Origin of the sequence: Comamonas thiooxydans (genome assembly GCF_000964545.1) — a bacterium.
Classification (GTDB): Bacteria; Pseudomonadota; Gammaproteobacteria; order Burkholderiales; family Burkholderiaceae_C; genus Comamonas; species Comamonas thiooxydans.
Map to the genome: position 1 here is coordinate 297353 of NZ_BBVD01000008.1, position 15509 is coordinate 312861.

Genomic DNA, 15509 nt, shown 5'->3' on the forward strand with positions numbered 1-15509 from the left:
CCGCCTCGCCTGGACACTTTGATGGAGAACCCCATGCCCTTGCCCACACGCCGAGCCTTGGCCCTGACCTGCGCCACGGCCATCGCCTCAACCCTGAGCGCATATGCCGCCACGCCAGCCAGCCGCAACTCTGTCGCCGTCCAGGCGAGTCCCGATTTCCCTGCTGCCGCCCCCGAGTCCGTAGGCGTGGATTCGCGCCCTCTGGTGCAGTTGTCCGAGATGATCCGCAAGGAAAACCTCGACGTGCGCAGCTTTCTCGTCGTCAAGGACGGCAAGCTGATCTATGAGCGCTACAGCCAGGGCCTGACGCGCAACCACAACTACGAGCTGTACTCCATCACCAAGAACGTGACGGCCCTGGCCGCCGGCGTTCTGGTGGACGAGGGCCGCAGCAAGCTCGACGAGAAAGTGGCGCCCATCCTGGCCAAGGCCCGCCCCGACCTCCAGGACGCCTTCTCCGACAAGCAATCCATCGAACTGCGGCATGTGCTGTCCATGTCCACGGGCCTGGTCTATAACTTCAAGCCCACCGACGACCCCATCTACTACGGCGCCCCCGACCGTCTCAAGCTGGCGGCCGAAACTACGCCCAAGGTAGCGCCCGGCACGAGCTTCGACTACACCGACGTCAACCCCATCCTGGCCAGCGCCACGCTGGGAGCCGACGCCGGTATGCCACTGCAGGACTTTGCGAAGGAGAGACTCTTCAAGCCTATGGGCATGAGCCATTACGCCTGGGAGCGGGCTGACGACAAAGGCCTGGTCTCCTCCGGCTGGGGGCTGCGCCTGCGCGCCGTGGACATGGCCAAGCTAGGCCAGCTGGTGCTGACCGGCGGCCGCTGGGACGGCAAGCAGATCGTCTCCCAGGCCTGGGTCCGCACCATGACCGCGCCCGCCTCGGCGCCATGGTATGGCTATTACTGGTGGATCAACGACATCGTCGCCACCGAGCCCGAAACCCACGCCATGGGCTTCAAGGGCCAGTTCATTGTGGTATTGCCCGAGCGCAATGCCGTGGTGGTCATGACCAGCATGCTGCCCATCGAAGGCGGCCTGCGCGAATCCCGGAACGTGCTGGCCATCCGCCGCATGGTCAATGACTACGTGCTGCCCGCGCTGAGCAACCAGGCCCATGCCAAACCCACGCCCGCCCGCCACAAGGCGCTGGCGCGCGAACTCGAACTCGCATCACAACACCAGGGCAAGTCCGGAGCACCGGCAGACCCTACCGACACCCCGAAACTCTGATATTCAGCATGAAATCCAGCGAATTTGATCTCGTAGTGCGCAATGCGCGCGTTGCCACCGCCAGCGACATCTTTGAATCCGATATAGCCATCCGCGACGGCAAGATTGTCCAGCTGGGCGCCAACCTGCCCGCCGGCGCCCGCGAATATGACGCTGCCGGCCGCGTGGTCACGCCCGGCGGCATCGACGCCCACTGCCACCTGGACCAACCCATGGAACCGCCGGTGCGCATGGCCGACAACTTCGACAGCGGCACGCGCGCCGCGGCCTGCGGCGGCACCACCACCGTGATTCCGTTCGCGGCCCAGGCCAAGGGCCAGTCGCTGCGCGCGGCCGTTGAGGACTACCACCGCCGCGCCGACGGCAAGGCCCACGTGGACTACGGTTTCCACATGATCGTCAGCGACCCCACGCCCGAAGTACTGGAAAACGAACTGCCCGCGCTGATCCGCGAAGGCTATACCTCCTTCAAGATCTACATGACCTATGACGATCTGAAGCTCAACGACGGCCAGATCCTCGACGTGCTGGACGTGGCGCGCAAGTACGACGCCACCGCCATGATCCATGCCGAGAATGCCGACTGCATCCAGTGGCTGACCAAGCGCCTGGAAGCCAGCGGCCGCTCCGCTCCGCGCTACCACGCGGTCTCTCGCCCCATGCTGGTGGAGCGCGAAGCCACCCACCGCGCCATTGCTCTGTCCGAGTTGGCCGACGTGCCCATTCTCATCGTCCACGTGTCGGGCCGCGAAGCCGTGGAGCAGATCCGCTGGGCCCGCTCCCACGGCATGAACATCATGGCCGAAACCTGCCCGCAATACCTGTTCCTCAGCGCCGAGGATCTGGGCATAGACGACAGCTACCAGGGCGCCAAGTGCGTGTGCAGCCCACCGCCGCGCGATCAGGCCAACCAGGAAGTGATCTGGAACGGGCTGAACGACGGCCTGTTCACCGTGTTCTCCTCGGACCATGCGCCGTTCAACTACGATTCACCCGAAGGCAAGAAGCCCAATGGCGAGGAGGTGTCCTTTGGTCACATTCCCAACGGTATTCCTGGCATCGAGACCCGCCTGTCGCTGCTCTACACGCATGGTGTGCTGACGGGCCGCATGACACTCAACCGCTTCGTGGAGCTGACCTCCACCAACCCGGCCAAGGTCTACGGCCTGCATCCGCGCAAGGGCAGCATTGCCATCGGCGCCGATGCCGACCTCGTGGTCTGGCAGGAAGGCGAACGCGCCATCAGCAACCGCGATCTGCACCACAACGTGGACTACACGCCCTATGAAGGCCAGCAGCTCAAGGCCTGGCCCTGCCTCACCCTGTCTGCGGGACAGGTGGTCTGGGACGGCGAGCAATTCCACGCCCGCGCCGGCAGCGGCCGCTTCCTGCAGCGCGGCGCGCCCACACTGCTGCCCAAGCGCCACCAGGCCCGCTTCTGAAACTTCAGCACGAACACACCATGAAACTGCTCATCATCAACCCCAATATCTCCGAGAGCGTCACCGTGCTCATCGAGAAAGAGGCCAGGCTGGCCGCCGCGCCAGACACGGAAATCACCATGCTGACCGCTCCCATGGGGGTGGCCTATATCGAAACGCGCTTCGAGGCCATGATTGCCGCCTACGCCGTGGCCGAGCTGGCCGCCGAACATGCGCACCAACATGACGCCGTCATCCTGGCGGCCTTTGGCGATCCGGGCCTCGAAGGCCTGCGCGAGGCTCTGGACATTCCCGTGCTGGGCATGACCGAGTCCGCACTCATGAGCGCCTGCATGCTGGGCAAACGCTTCTCGATCATTGCCATCTCCAGGCGCATTACCGCCTGGTACCGAGATATGGTCGAGCGCAACGGACTCATAGACCGGCTGGCCAGCATTCGCTGCCTGGACGAGCCTCTGCGAGATATCGGAAGTGTGCAGGATGACCATGCAGCACGCCTGCAGGCCTTGTGCGAAGCAGCGGTCAGCGAAGATGGCGCCGATGTACTGATCATTGCCGGCGCCCCGCTGGCGGGCCTGGCACGCTCCATCAAGCAGAGTTTGCCGGTGCCAGCCGTCGATGGCGTCTCCAGCGCCGTCAACCATGCGCAGAGCCTGGTCTCGCTGGCTCCCGCTGCGGCACGCGCAGGCAGTTTTGCCAAACCACCGCGCAAGGACTTCAAGAACCTCCCCCCGGGGCTCACCCAGCTATTGAAGCAGCTGCCCTGAACACTCTGCGGGATAACCTCAATCGGGACGTTCGAAGCCGACATGCCGTGTGACACTAGAATTCACCAGCATGTCGACAAAAAACACTACAAAAGTGAACAATCGAAGCAACACATCTCGATCTGAAATTACCGTGGATGAAATGGCAGCCCGCATTGCCACAGCCATCCATGAGCACCGCCTGCTGCCGGGAACCAAGCTCGGCGAAGACAGGCTGGCCAATATCTTCAACACCAGCCGGGCTCGCGTGCGCGAGGTCCTTGCCCGCATGGCCCGCGACCAGATGGTGGAGCTGTTCCCGCAGCGCGGAGCCTTTGTCGCCAAACCCAGCATCGAGCAGGCGCTGGACGTCTTCGAAGCGCGCCGACTGATAGAGCCGGGCATTGTGCGTCGCCTCGTCCTGAACATGGACAACAGCAAGATCCGTCGCCTGCAGACCCATTTGAAGCAGGAGCGCGAAGCACGAGCCAATTCCGACAAGCGAGCCACGGTTCGCCTGTCCGGCGAATTTCATGTACTGCTTGCCGAACTGGCCGGCAACTCCGCGCTGCTGCGCAGCATGCGTGAACTGTCCACGTTGACCTGCCTGACGATCTCGCTGTATGAATCGGCTGTCAACACCTGCTGTCTGGTGGACGAGCACGAGGCCGTGGTCGATGCCATCGTCGCGGGCAATGGCGAGCAGGCAGAGCAGCTGATGCTCAGCCACCTGGACCACATACAGGGCAGCCTGCGCCTGGAGGCCGATGCCGACGACGCAGATCTGGAACAGATACTGGGCGACCTCTGATCACCGCCGGCGTCGCGATCCGGCAACGGGAGCCATCAAAGTGATCGATACGCCCTTCTCTACTGAAGATGGCTCGAGTCCGTACGGAGAGAAGCACCCGGATTAGCATTCATAGCTGACCCCGATCACTCTCGCCCTGAGGCCTTGAGACCCGCCCGATGAGCTCACCCGCCCCACCGTACTTGCCGCAAGCCGAGCGGCCACGCCCCCGCCATCTGCGTGAACTGTTCTGGTCGCTGACCTTTCTGGCCTTGCAGGGCTTTGGCGGTGTGCTGGCCGTGGTGCAGCGCGAACTGGTCGAAAAACGCCAATGGCTGAGCAATGAGGAGTTCATGGAGGATTGGGCCGTGGCGCAGATCATGCCCGGCCCCAATGTGGTGAATCTTTCCATCATGCTGGGCGAACGCTACTTCGGCTGGCGCGGCGCCATCGTGGGGTTGTGCGGAATGCTGACGTTTCCCATGCTGGTGGTCATCAGCCTCACCCTAGTCTATACCCAGTTCGCGGCCAACCCGGCCGTGGCCGGAGCCCTGCGCGGCATGGGCGCCGTGGCGGCAGGGCTGGTGGCGGGCATGGGCCTGAAGCTGGCTGGCACGCTGCGCAAGCACCCGCTGGGCAAGTGGTATTGCGCAGGGCTGGCCATCGCCGCCTTTGTGCTGGTGGCCGTGCTGCGCCTGCCGCTGTTCTGGGCCTTGCTGCTGGTGGGCGCAACAGGCTGCGTGCTAACCTACCGGAGGCTGGCATGAACACACTGGTGATCGAGCTGCAGACCGTGGACTGGCTGCATCTTTTTGCCTATTTCCTGACGCTGTCGCTGATGGCCGTGGGTGGAGCCATCACCGCCGCGCCCGATATGCACCGCTATCTGGTCGACGGCAATCGCTGGCTGTCGGAAACCCAGTTCACCAGTTCCATCGCCATTGCCCAGGCCGCCCCCGGCCCCAATGTGTTGTTCATCGCCCTGCTGGGCTGGAACGTGGGTCTGAATGCGGGAGGCGGCACCGGCCCGGCGGCCTGGGGACTGGGAGCACTCGGAGTTGCCGTATGCATGGTGGGCATTTTGCTGCCCAGCTCGCTGCTGACCTGGCAGGCCTCGCGCTGGGGTCAGCGCAACCGGGACAAACGCGGCGTGCGCGCCTTCAAGCAAGGCATGGCTCCGCTGGTGATTGGTCTGCTGCTGGCGACAGGCTGGCTGCTGGGCAGCGCCAGCGGCAACCCTGGCAGGGACTGGAAGCTATGGCTGCTGAGCCTTGCATGCACATTGCTGGTATGGCGCACACGCATTCATCTGCTGTGGCTGCTGGCTGCCGGCGCGGCGCTGGGTGCGCTGGGCTGGGTGTAAACGCAGTACCGCCCCCGGGGTCGGAAGATCGGCGTCAACCGCCAAAGCAGTCTCCTCACTGAGACAGCCGCCAGCAATCCAATGCCAGCCTACTCGGGACTAGCCAGCAGCAAGGGCAGCACCTGTGCCGATGGCATGGCGATCATCTGGTCGGCCACCGAGTCCAGCTCGCTGGCATGGGGGTTGATGATGGCCACGCGCGCCCGGTTGCGCCGTGCGATCTTGGCCAGACCTGCTGCCGGGTAGACTGCGCCCGACGTGCCGATCACCAGCATCAGCTGACATTGCTCTGCCGCCTGCTCCGCCCTGGCCCAGGTCTGGCTGGGCAGAGACTCGCCAAACCACACGACGGCAGGCCGCAGCAAATTGCCGCAGGCGGCGCAATGAGGCGGCTCGCCCGGGACAGCCTGCTCCAGGTCACATAACGCACAACGGCGATTCAGCCAGCGATTCCTGCTCAGCTCCCCATGCAGGCTCAGCACATCTTCACTGCCCGCCTGCTGGTGCAGACCATCCACATTCTGCGTGATGAGAGTCATTCGACCGGGATGCTGTCGCGCCCAACGCGCCAGCGCCAGGTGCCCCTCATTGGGAGTCACCTTGGCAACCAGCGCACGTCGGTGCTCGTACCAGCGCCAGACATGAGCCGGATCGCGGCGATACCCCAACTCGCTGGCCATTTCCTCGGGCTTGAACTGGGACCAATACCCGTCTGCATCCTCCCTGAAAGTGGGCACTCCCGACTCGGCGCTGACACCTGCCCCGGTCAGCACGGCCAGTCGCTGCGCCTCGCCCAGCCAGCGACGTACGCAGGCAATCGCACCCAAGGACGTCGAAGAATTGTCAATAAGTGCTTGAACCAAGGCTATAACCTCAAAAATCGAGTTGCAACGTGGAATACTTGAATTTCTCTGCGGAGCTTCTTCTTTGCCTGATATTGCACCACACCAGCATATGAACGAATCGGGCCAATTGTTCGCACTTCAGCAAGCCATGACGCCTGCAGCACTGGCATGGGGTCTTGTTGATATCCAGACATTGGAACTGCGCTTTGCCAATCCTGCATTGCAGCGCCTTCTGCAGCCCAGTCGCCAGGCACCCGGCATTCCCGAGCGCGAGATTCTGGAAACAGCCAGGCTGGCTATCAGGCAGTGCATGGAGACAGGCCTGGAAGCGACTGCAAACTTGCCCGATCACCCCGGGCTCTGGCATTTTTCGCCGATTCAAGGCAATGGCGCGGCAGAAGCGGTGCAATGCTATGTATTGCCGACCGAAACCTCGTTTCGTGAACCCGATGACGAACTCGGGCTGGGGCATGTCAACCGCTTTGAGGACTTTCTGGACCACCTGCCCTACCAGGTCTGGATTGCAACACCCCATGGAGAGGTGACCTGGCTCAACCGGGCCCTGCATGAATACGCCTACCGGGAAGTACGCCTCCTGAGTCTTCGTGAAGGCATATGGATTGATATCGTGCATCCCGACGATCTGGCGACCGTCAACACCGGGCTGTCGCGCGCCCTGATCACCGAAAAGCCGACGGGATACCGGCTGCGCATCAAGCGCCATGACGGACAGTTCCACTGGTTTTTTTCATCGCTGTCTCCCGTCAAGAATGCGCAGGGCAGGATTCTCTACTGGGTCGGCGCCAACCTGGGCATAGACAGCGTCCGGCAATCCGAGAATCAGCTGCGCGACCAGATCACCACGCTGAGCCACCAGCTGAGACTCAAGCAGCAGGCGCTGGATCAGGCCGAAACCTACCTCGCCCAAGCCCAGAAAATGGGCATGGTGAACCAGTTGTCTGCCGGTGTCGCGCATGACATGAAGAACCTGCTTTTCATCACCGGCCTGCATGCCGGCATGCTGGAGAAACAGCTGGGCGAGCCCGAGCAGCTCGAACATGTGGATGTGATACTCAACACCATCCAGAAAGCAGGCAGCCTGGCATCGCATCTGACGGGGTTCAGCAGTCGCAAATCCATGCAGCTGGCTGCCGCCGACCCCCGCGCACTGGTGCAGGATCTGGAGCCGCTGCTGAGCAAGGCCGTCGGCCAGAACGCTGAACTGCAGCTGCACATGGCGAGCTGCATCTGGCCCATCAGCGTGGACAAGCTGTATTTCGAAAACTCGCTGATCAATCTCTGCATCAACGCGCGTGATGCTACCGAAGAGCAGGGCCAGATCACGCTGACAGCGGAGAACGTGCTGCTCAAGCGCGCCAGCCATGCGGGCGACTACGTAATGATCAGCGTGGCCGACAACGGCATGGGCATGAGTGAAGAGATCAAGGCCCGCATCTTCGACATGTTCTTCACCACCAAGCCCGAAGGCAAGGGCGCGGGCCTGGGCCTGCCCATGGTCAAGAACTTCATGGACCATGTCCAGGGCCTGATCGAAGTGGAAAGCACTCCAGGCCTGGGAACCATCGTGAGCCTGTACTTTCCGCGCGCGCAACCGGTCGTGCCGCAGAGCCCGCAAGCCTCGGCCCCAGCGGGCCGGCAGGAAACGATTTTGCTCATCGAGCCCGATCTGGCCACGCGCAATGCCATGGCCCAGGTGCTCTACGGACTTGGCTATCAGGTCGTGACCGCATATTTACCCGAAGTCGCGCTGCGCTATATCAACAGCGGCATGAAGGTGGATCTCATCATTGCCGCCGATGAGTTTTCCGGTGCCTTGAGCATCGCAAAAATGCAGGAAAAGCTGGCCCGGGAGCATGTTCTCATTCCGCTCATCCTCATGACCAGCAGCGAAGAGGCCGAAGTGCCACATGCCCAGGAATGCCGCTACGTGGTGCTGAGCAAGCCGATGGAGATTGGCGAGCTGGCACGCACCGTACAGCGCATGCTGCATCCGGACTGCACGACGCCAGCCGATCTGCCCGCCGTCTGAGAACGGTTCGGCCGCCCGCAAAAAAAGGCGCCACTGCTCTTGCGGTCGCGCCTTGCTTTCGCTTTCAGCGGCCGGACCAGCCGGCTCAGGCCTTGATCGCCACGGCCGCTGCCAGACGCTGGCGCAACGCCTCATACAGGCATACCCCGCTGGCGACCGACACATTCAGGCTTTCCACCGCGCCCTGCATGGGGATGCTGACCAGCGCATCGCAGGTCTTGCGGGTAAGCTGGCGCATGCCATCGCCCTCGGCCCCAAGCACCAGCGCTGTCGGGCCGGTCAGATCCATCTGATAGAGATGTTTGTCGGCATCGCCGCTGGTACCGATGATCCAGATGCCGCGCTCCTTGAGTTCCTTGAGCGTGCGCGCCAGATTGGTGACCATGAAGTAAGGCACGGTCTCGGCCGCGCCGCTGGCCACCTTGGCCACGGTGGCGTTGATGCCGGCCGCGTGGTCCTTGGGAGCGATCACGGCATGCACACCGGCACCATCGGCTACACGCAGGCAGGCCCCCAGGTTGTGCGGATCGGTCACACCGTCGAGCACCAGCAGCAGCGGGGCCTTCACCCCCTCCTCCTCCAGGTCGTCGAGCAGCTCGTCGAGCGTGCGCGTGTCCTTGACTTCTTCCACGCGTGCAGCCACGCCCTGATGGCCGTGAGAGCCGGCGAGCTTGGCAAGGCGCAGGGCATCGGCCTCGATCAGACGCACCCCGGCTTCCTTGGCACGTTCCAGAAACTGGCGCATGCGCGCATCGCGGCGCGAAGCCTCGAAATAGACTTCGATGATGGATTGGGGGGCGGTCTTCAGACGCACGCCTACGGCGTGAAAGCCGAAAAGAACTTTGGGGGACGACATGGGGCCACATTATCCCGGCGTTTACGGCAGACCTGAGACTCGCAGGGCCATGTCTGGGCTGACAGCTGAGGTTTTCCATTGCCGCTACACTGCGCCCCCAACGGGCAAGGCACCGGCTCAATAAGCAGCACCAGCATGGCTTTTTCCGAGTGCGAGTCTTCACATGAAGCTCCACTGCCACCCAGAACGACTGGCAACAGGCTTGAGCCTGCTGCCCCTGCATTCACGCATATCGCCTCTTCATGTCCGGCATGAGGAGGCCTACGTGTTTGCATCCCCCTCCAATTCCATAACGAATACCCAGCATGCTCAACGCCTTGCTCGATTGGTTCAACCGCAGCAGCCTGGTGCTGCAGATTCTGATTGCCCTGATTCTGGGCGGCCTGGTGGCCTGGCTGTGGCCGGCCGCCGCCCAGTCGGTTTCCCTGTTGGGCAGCTTGTTCATTGCCGCGCTCAAGGCTGTCGCTCCGGTTCTGGTGCTGCTGCTGGTCATGGCGGCCGTCAGCAGCCACCGCCCCGGCCAGGAAACGCAAATCAAGCCCGTGCTCTGGCTGTACGTCATCGGCACGCTGGCGGCGGCCTGCATGGCCGTTGCAGCCAGCGCGCTCTTTCCCTCGGTGATTCACTTTCGTGAAGCGCCCAAAGTCCAGAGCGTACCCGGCGAGATCAGCCAGGTGCTGAGCACCGTCGTCCAAAGCCTGTTCGACAACCCCGTCAATGCACTGCTGAACGCCAACTACATCGGCATTCTGGCCTGGGCTATCGCGCTGGGCTTGGCACTACGCCACGCCACGCCCACCACCCGCACCATGGTGGAGGACTTTGGCCATGCCATCACCCGCGTGATTCAAGGCGTGATTCGCCTGGCCCCCTTCGGCATCTTCGGCCTGGTGGTCGCCACCTTCTCCTCCGGCGGGCTGGAAGCACTCAAGGACTACGCCCACCTGCTGGCCGTGCTGGTCGGCTGCATGGTGTTTGTGGCATTGGTGATCAACCCAGTCATTGTCTGGACACAGACTCGCCGCAACCCCTACCCGCTGGTGCTGACCTGCCTGCGCGAAAGCGCAGTGACCGCCTTCTTCACGCGCAGCTCGGGAGCCAACATTCCCGTCAATCTGGCCTTGGCCCAGAAGCTCAGGCTCGACGAGAACACCTACAGCATCTCCATCCCGCTGGGCGCCACCATCAATATGGCCGGCGCTGCCGTCACCATCAGCGTGCTGACACTGGCCGCTGCCCATACGCTCAACATCTCGGTGGACATCCCCACGGCCATATTGCTGTGCGTGGTCTCTGCGGTCTGTGCCTGCGGTGCCTCGGGCGTACCCGGTGGCTCGCTGCTGCTGATTCCGCTGGCCTGCAGCCTGTTCAACATTCCCAACGATGTGGCCATGCAGGTGGTGGGTGTCGGCTATGTGATCGGCGTGATTCAGGATTCGACCGAGACAGCCCTCAATTCCTCGACCGACGTGCTGTTTACCGCAGCCGCCTGCCGCGCCGCAGAGCGCAGGGCCGGACTGGAAGTCGCGCGCATCTGAGGCTTGAGCTCAGAATCTACTGATTTGATAGCTGCAAGCGCTTATTTGATAAGCGCCAGATCCCCAAAAAGGCCTGTGATCACACAGGCCTTTTGGTTTTTCAGACAGAGCGCCCGGCTTCTATGGTGATGCTTCGATCACATTGCGCCGCAATCTCGCGGTCATGCGTAACCAGAATCAGAGTCGTGCCGCGCTCGCGATTGAGCGCAAACATCAGCTCCATGATGGTCTGGCCCGTGGCGAAGTCCAGGCTGCCGGTGGGCTCGTCGGCCAGCAGCACGGCCGGCTCCACCACAAAAGCACGCGCCAGGGCCACGCGCTGCTGCTCGCCGCCCGACATCAGCCGGGGATAGTGATTGAGACGCTGGCCCAGGCCCACGCGCTCCAGCATCTGCGAAGCTCTTGCTCTCGCATCGCGCTGACCCGCCAGCTCCAGCGGCAGCATGACGTTTTCCAGCGCCGTGAGATTGCCCAGCAACTGAAAGCTCTGGAAGACAAAGCCCATCTTCTGTGCCCGCACCGCCGCCCTGTCGTCCTCGCTAAGTGCAAACAGATCCTGGCCCAGCAAACGGACCGTGCCGCGGCTGGGGGTATCGAGGCCGGCCAGAATCGACAGCAAAGTGCTTTTACCCGAGCCGGAGGCACCCACAATGGCAACGGTTTCGCCGGCCGTGAAACTCAGATTGATATCCCGCAAAATATCCAGCACGCCTGTGGAATCGCTCACCGATTTGGACAGTTGCTCAACGGCAATCAAAGGAATGGCAAGAGTTGTGGACATGAATCAATTGGATAGCAAAAACGTCAAGAGTCGCAGCCAGCACTTTGCACTGCAGCGCCGTCACTGTATCGCTGTTGGTCTGTCGCTCGCCATTTCAGGGGCTTGCGATGCGGCAGTGGCCTCATCGCCCGCCAGGAACAAGGAACCGGCCAAGGCCGCTCCCGGCGCAAAACCCGGCCCGGTGCTGGTGCTTGGCGATTCTCTGAGCGCCGAATACGGCCTGACGCGCGGCAAGGGCTGGGTGCAGTTGCTGCAGCAGCGCATGAATGATGAAAAAAACCCGCGCAAGGTGGTCAATGCCAGCATCAGCGGCGAGACCACGGCCGGCGGCAGAGCGCGCCTGGCGTCGCTGCTCAGGCAGCATGAGCCGGGCATCTTGATTCTGGAGTTGGGCGGCAACGACGCATTGCGCGGCCTGGCGCTGCAGAGCACTCAGCAGAATCTGGAAGTCATGATCAAGGCCGCCAAGGAGGCCGGGGCCCAGGTGCTGCTGGTGGGCATGCAGGTACCGCCCAACTATGGAGCGGCACATACCGAGCAGTTTGCCGAGATGTTCAGGAGCATTGCCGACGCGCAAAAGCTGCCGCTGGTGCCGTTTCTGCTGTCGGGCATCGGCGATGCGGCGGACGCCGAGCAGTGGTTTCAGAGCGACCGCATTCACCCCAATGCCCAGGCTCAGCCACAGATGCTGGCCAATGTCTGGCCCAAGCTCAGGCCATTGCTGAAATAAGTGACGGCCGCGCGGCCTCAGTCGCCGCTGCCTCCACCATCACCGCCAGAGTCGCCGCCGTCCGAGCTGCAGGCACTCTCGTTGCTGCCCGAGCCGCAAAAATAGCTGTCGTTGAAGACGTCGCGGCCGTCCTCGCGGCTGCTCGCCGAAGTCCAAGTCAGCTGCGAATCGGTGCTGTGGCCCGAAGCGCCTGGCTGGGGCGTAAAGACTTTTTTCAACCAGTTCCAGAACTCCATGACATCCCCCTCATTGCGCCTCAAGCAGGGTCCTCCTTGCTTTCGGCGCGGACGCTGGCTTTATAGGCATGCCAGCTGGTACAACCCAGCAGCGGTCCGATGACGATCAGACCTGCACTGTAGAAGAGCAGCGAGACCGCGATCAACAAGGTGATGATCAGCCCCCACAGCAGCATCACACCCGTGTTGGCACCCACCACGCGCATGCTGGTGATGCAAGCCGTCAAGGCATCGGTATCCAGATCGAGAATGGCGGGCAGTGAAACCACCATGCAGGCAAACACCAAGGCAGCAAATATCCCGCCAACCGCGGTGTAGCCCAGCAGGAACTCCCAGTTCTCGGGCCGCAGCAGGGTCTGCAGCAGGGTTGCCGTACTGGGCATGCCGGTATCGAACGAGATGGCGAACACCACCATGGCGGCGCGCCCCCAGAGCATCTCCAGCACCATCAGCACCATGACCAGCATGCCCATGCTGGCCAGATGCTTGTCCCAGCAGGTCAACGACTCCGACAGCAGCACGGGCTTGCCCTGCTCCAGTTGCTTGCTGACGTAGTACAGACCCATGGCCAGGAAGGGGCCTACCAGCAGACAGCCGCTGGCCATGGACATCAGATATTCGGGGCTGGAGCGAAACACCCAGGCCATCAGACGCGCCATGCCCCAGAAACACAGGCCGTAGAACAGCGCAATCATTGGTGCGCGACGCACATCGCTAAGGCCCAGCAGCAGCCATTGCCAGGGCTCGCTCCAGCGCAGTTGCAGAATCTGCAGATTGCCGGACTCGGCCTTGACCTCGGAAACAGGGGAAGCTTGCATGCGAGACCCTCCTTGTCGCCCGTACCGCGCCTCGGTGGCGGCAGCTGACAGGAACAAGTTACCCGCTCAACCTCGAATCTGCATTGCGGAAAGCCCGCATGCCGGCCTCCGCGTTTTCACTATAAAAACAAGAGCTTATAGCGCCCATCCTTTATTGACTTCAGTCAATAAAAGCATTGAAATCGCTTCTCGACAAGCGCTTCCAGCTCCTATTTAAATAGCTTCAACCAAAGGCCCTGAGCAGGGCCTGGGCCAGGTCGGCCTGCAGATCGCTAGTATCCTCAAGGCCGATGGCAAAGCGCACCACAGTGCCCGCCTTGATGTGGGGTGTGGCACGGCTGCGCATCTCGGGCAGCTCATAGGGTACAACCAGGCTCACAGGCCCGCCCCAGCTGTAGCCCAGCTTGAACAGGCGCAGGCTGTCACAGAAGCGATCGACGGCTGCCTGGTCGAAGCGCTCGTCGATGACCACGCTGAACAGACCGGCGGCCACGCCATCCTGGCCCTGCCCTTGTCCGCACAGCTGCTTCCAGCAAGCATGGCCCGGGGCATCAGGCATGGCGGGGTGCAGCACCTGCGCCACGGCACTCTGGGTGGCCAGCCACTGCGCCAGCTGGCGTGCCGAGCGATCCTGCGCGTGATAGCGCAGGCCGATGCTGGGCAGGCTGCGCAGCACGGCTTCGGCGTCGTTGCCGCTCACGCCCAGACCCAGGCGCATGTGCGCGAGCTTGATGCGCATATGCAGGGGCTGGTTGCGCGTGATGATGCTGCCCATCAGCACATCACCGCCGCCGCTGGGGTATTTGGTCAGGGCATGGACCGTGACATCGACGCCCAGGCTGCCATCGCCCAGCAGGTCGAAGGGACGGAAAGCCAGACCCGCGCCCCAGGTGTTGTCCAGCACCATGGTCACGCCCCTGACCCGGCACAGGCGCACCTGCTCGACGAGATCGGGGAACTCCATGGTTACCGAGCCAGGAGCCTCCAGCCAGACCAGCTTGGTGGCCGGAGTAATCTTGGCCGCCAGGTCTTCGACGCACATGGGGTCGTAGTACTGATGGCGAATGCCGAAATGGGCCAGCTCGCCCTCGGTCAGCGTCTTGTTGGGACCGTATGCGTTATCGGGCACCAGCACCTCGTCGCCCGTCCTGAGCAGCGCCAGCGACACCGTGGCAATCGCGGCCAGACCGCTGGGTACCAACAGGCATTGCAGACCGCCCTCCAGCGATGCCAGACGTTCTTCCAGGGCGTAGGTCGTTGGCGTGCCATGCAGACCGTAGGTGTAGCTGCTCTTGTCCAGCCAGCGGCGCTCGCGCATGGCCTGCACATTCTCGAAGTACACGGTCGAGGCCTTGTGCACGGCAAGCTGCGGGCCTTCGAAGTCCGTGGGAGGCTTGTAGGGATGATGGATCAGATGGGTGGAAAGCTTGTGGTCGGCTTGGGTCATGCCCTGATCTTAGTGCCATGCAGCCACAAAAAAGCCAGAGGGCTTGCGCGCTCTGGCTTCATGCGAGGTGGCCGGCCCAGGAGTATCAGCCAGCCTTCACGGTCAGATTGTTGTTGACCGAGGTCACGCCCTTGGCAGCCTTGGCGATATCGCCGGCCTGGGTCTTGACGGCTTCGCTGGGCACGTTGCCGGTCAAGGTCACTACGCCGCCCTTGGTATCCACATTGATCTGCAGAGCGCTGATTTCCGGGGCCTTGATGAAATCGGTCTTGACGGCAGCGGTGATGCCAGCGTCATCGAGGGCAGCACCCGCCTTGGCAGCACCTTCCTCCATCTTGTTGCCAGCCTTTTCCATGGCGGCACCGGTAGCTTCACCAGCCTTGGCCAATGCATCGGCAGCTGCATCGCCGGCCTTGGCCGTACCTTCTTCAATCTTGCTGCCAGCATTTTCCGCAGCCTTCTCGGTCTGGGAAATGGCGGAATCGAGCTTCTGGCCAGCGGTCTTGTTGTCGTCGGACTTGCCGCAGGCAGCCAAGCCAAAGGCCAAGGCGGTAATGGCCAGAACTTGAGCGGAACGCTTGAACATAGTGGTCATATCGATTTCTCCCTTAATGCTTGC

Annotated in this window: 16 protein-coding genes; 9 read left to right on the top strand and 7 right to left on the bottom strand. The window is 62.6% G+C overall.

Features of this window, described 5'->3' with window-relative positions; genetic code table 11:
• Positions 1–21: 21 nt before the first annotated feature.
• The 6 genes from Cth01_RS14830 to Cth01_RS14855 all read left to right on the top strand — a co-directional run bounded on the left by Cth01_RS14830 (position 22) and on the right by Cth01_RS14855 (position 5589).
• Positions 22–1248, top strand: coding sequence for a serine hydrolase domain-containing protein (locus Cth01_RS14830; RefSeq protein WP_082085674.1), 1227 nt, complete (start codon positions 22–24; stop codon positions 1246–1248).
• A gap of 8 nt (positions 1249–1256) precedes the next feature.
• Positions 1257–2690 carry a dihydropyrimidinase gene (gene hydA, locus Cth01_RS14835; protein WP_045839572.1) on the top strand — a complete coding sequence of 478 codons (1434 nt, stop codon included), beginning with the start codon at positions 1257–1259 and terminating at the stop codon, positions 2688–2690.
• A gap of 20 nt (positions 2691–2710) precedes the next feature.
• Complete coding sequence (locus tag Cth01_RS14840; RefSeq protein WP_045839573.1) at positions 2711–3457, top strand: aspartate/glutamate racemase family protein; 747 nt, start codon at positions 2711–2713, stop codon at positions 3455–3457.
• Positions 3458–3599: 142 nt separating this feature from the next.
• Positions 3600–4247, top strand: coding sequence for a GntR family transcriptional regulator (locus Cth01_RS14845; RefSeq protein WP_034377661.1), 648 nt, complete (start codon positions 3600–3602; stop codon positions 4245–4247).
• Positions 4248–4405: 158 nt separating this feature from the next.
• Entirely contained in the window at positions 4406–4993 is a 588-nt protein-coding gene (locus Cth01_RS14850) for a chromate transporter (protein WP_045839574.1), read from the top strand.
• Positions 4990–5589, top strand: a complete 600-nt coding sequence (locus Cth01_RS14855; protein WP_045839575.1) for a chromate transporter — start codon at positions 4990–4992, stop codon at positions 5587–5589. Before Cth01_RS14850 ends, Cth01_RS14855 begins: the two co-directional genes overlap by 4 nt.
• An 89-nt stretch (positions 5590–5678) precedes the next feature.
• Here Cth01_RS14855 and Cth01_RS14860 read toward each other — a convergent pair whose 3' ends face one another.
• The gene (locus tag Cth01_RS14860; protein WP_045839576.1) at positions 5679–6452 is read right to left on the bottom strand and encodes an SIR2 family NAD-dependent protein deacylase; all 774 of its coding nucleotides are present in this window, start codon (positions 6450–6452) and stop codon (positions 5679–5681) included.
• Positions 6453–6582: 130 nt separating this feature from the next.
• On the opposite strand from Cth01_RS14860, the gene Cth01_RS14865 reads away from it, so the two are divergent.
• Complete coding sequence (locus tag Cth01_RS14865) at positions 6583–8484, top strand: hybrid sensor histidine kinase/response regulator (RefSeq protein ID WP_233425180.1); 1902 nt, start codon at positions 6583–6585, stop codon at positions 8482–8484.
• 85 nt (positions 8485–8569) lie between these two features.
• Here the strand turns inward: Cth01_RS14865 and rlmB are convergent, their stop codons facing one another.
• Positions 8570–9340, bottom strand: a complete 771-nt coding sequence (rlmB, locus tag Cth01_RS14870) for a 23S rRNA (guanosine(2251)-2'-O)-methyltransferase RlmB (protein ID WP_003069467.1) — start codon at positions 9338–9340, stop codon at positions 8570–8572.
• Between the two features lie 305 nt (positions 9341–9645).
• Between rlmB and sstT the strand changes: the two genes are divergently transcribed.
• Positions 9646–10878, top strand: coding sequence for a serine/threonine transporter SstT (gene sstT, locus Cth01_RS14875; protein WP_045839578.1), 1233 nt, complete (start codon positions 9646–9648; stop codon positions 10876–10878).
• Positions 10879–10978: 100 nt separating this feature from the next.
• Here sstT and Cth01_RS14880 read toward each other — a convergent pair whose 3' ends face one another.
• Complete coding sequence (locus Cth01_RS14880) at positions 10979–11659, bottom strand: ABC transporter ATP-binding protein (protein WP_003069470.1); 681 nt, start codon at positions 11657–11659, stop codon at positions 10979–10981.
• Here Cth01_RS14880 and Cth01_RS14885 point away from each other — a divergent pair.
• Positions 11658–12389: an arylesterase gene (locus Cth01_RS14885; protein WP_045839579.1), complete on the top strand. Its 732-nt coding sequence runs from the start codon at positions 11658–11660 to the stop codon at positions 12387–12389. The genes Cth01_RS14880 and Cth01_RS14885 overlap by 2 nt on opposite strands.
• Before the next feature lie 17 nt (positions 12390–12406).
• Here Cth01_RS14885 and Cth01_RS14890 read toward each other — a convergent pair whose 3' ends face one another.
• The 4 genes from Cth01_RS14890 to Cth01_RS14905 all read right to left on the bottom strand — a co-directional run bounded on the left by Cth01_RS14890 (position 12407) and on the right by Cth01_RS14905 (position 15485).
• Positions 12407–12625 carry a hypothetical protein gene (locus Cth01_RS14890; protein WP_034409900.1) on the bottom strand — a complete coding sequence of 73 codons (219 nt, stop codon included), beginning with the start codon at positions 12623–12625 and terminating at the stop codon, positions 12407–12409.
• A gap of 20 nt (positions 12626–12645) precedes the next feature.
• The gene (locus tag Cth01_RS14895) at positions 12646–13443 is read right to left on the bottom strand and encodes a DUF2189 domain-containing protein (RefSeq protein WP_045839580.1); all 798 of its coding nucleotides are present in this window, start codon (positions 13441–13443) and stop codon (positions 12646–12648) included.
• Positions 13444–13666: 223 nt separating this feature from the next.
• Positions 13667–14890: a PLP-dependent transferase gene (locus Cth01_RS14900; RefSeq protein ID WP_045839581.1), complete on the bottom strand. Its 1224-nt coding sequence runs from the start codon at positions 14888–14890 to the stop codon at positions 13667–13669.
• 85 nt (positions 14891–14975) lie between these two features.
• The gene (locus Cth01_RS14905; RefSeq protein WP_034358484.1) at positions 14976–15485 is read right to left on the bottom strand and encodes a BON domain-containing protein; all 510 of its coding nucleotides are present in this window, start codon (positions 15483–15485) and stop codon (positions 14976–14978) included.
• Positions 15486–15509: the final 24 nt, after the last annotated feature.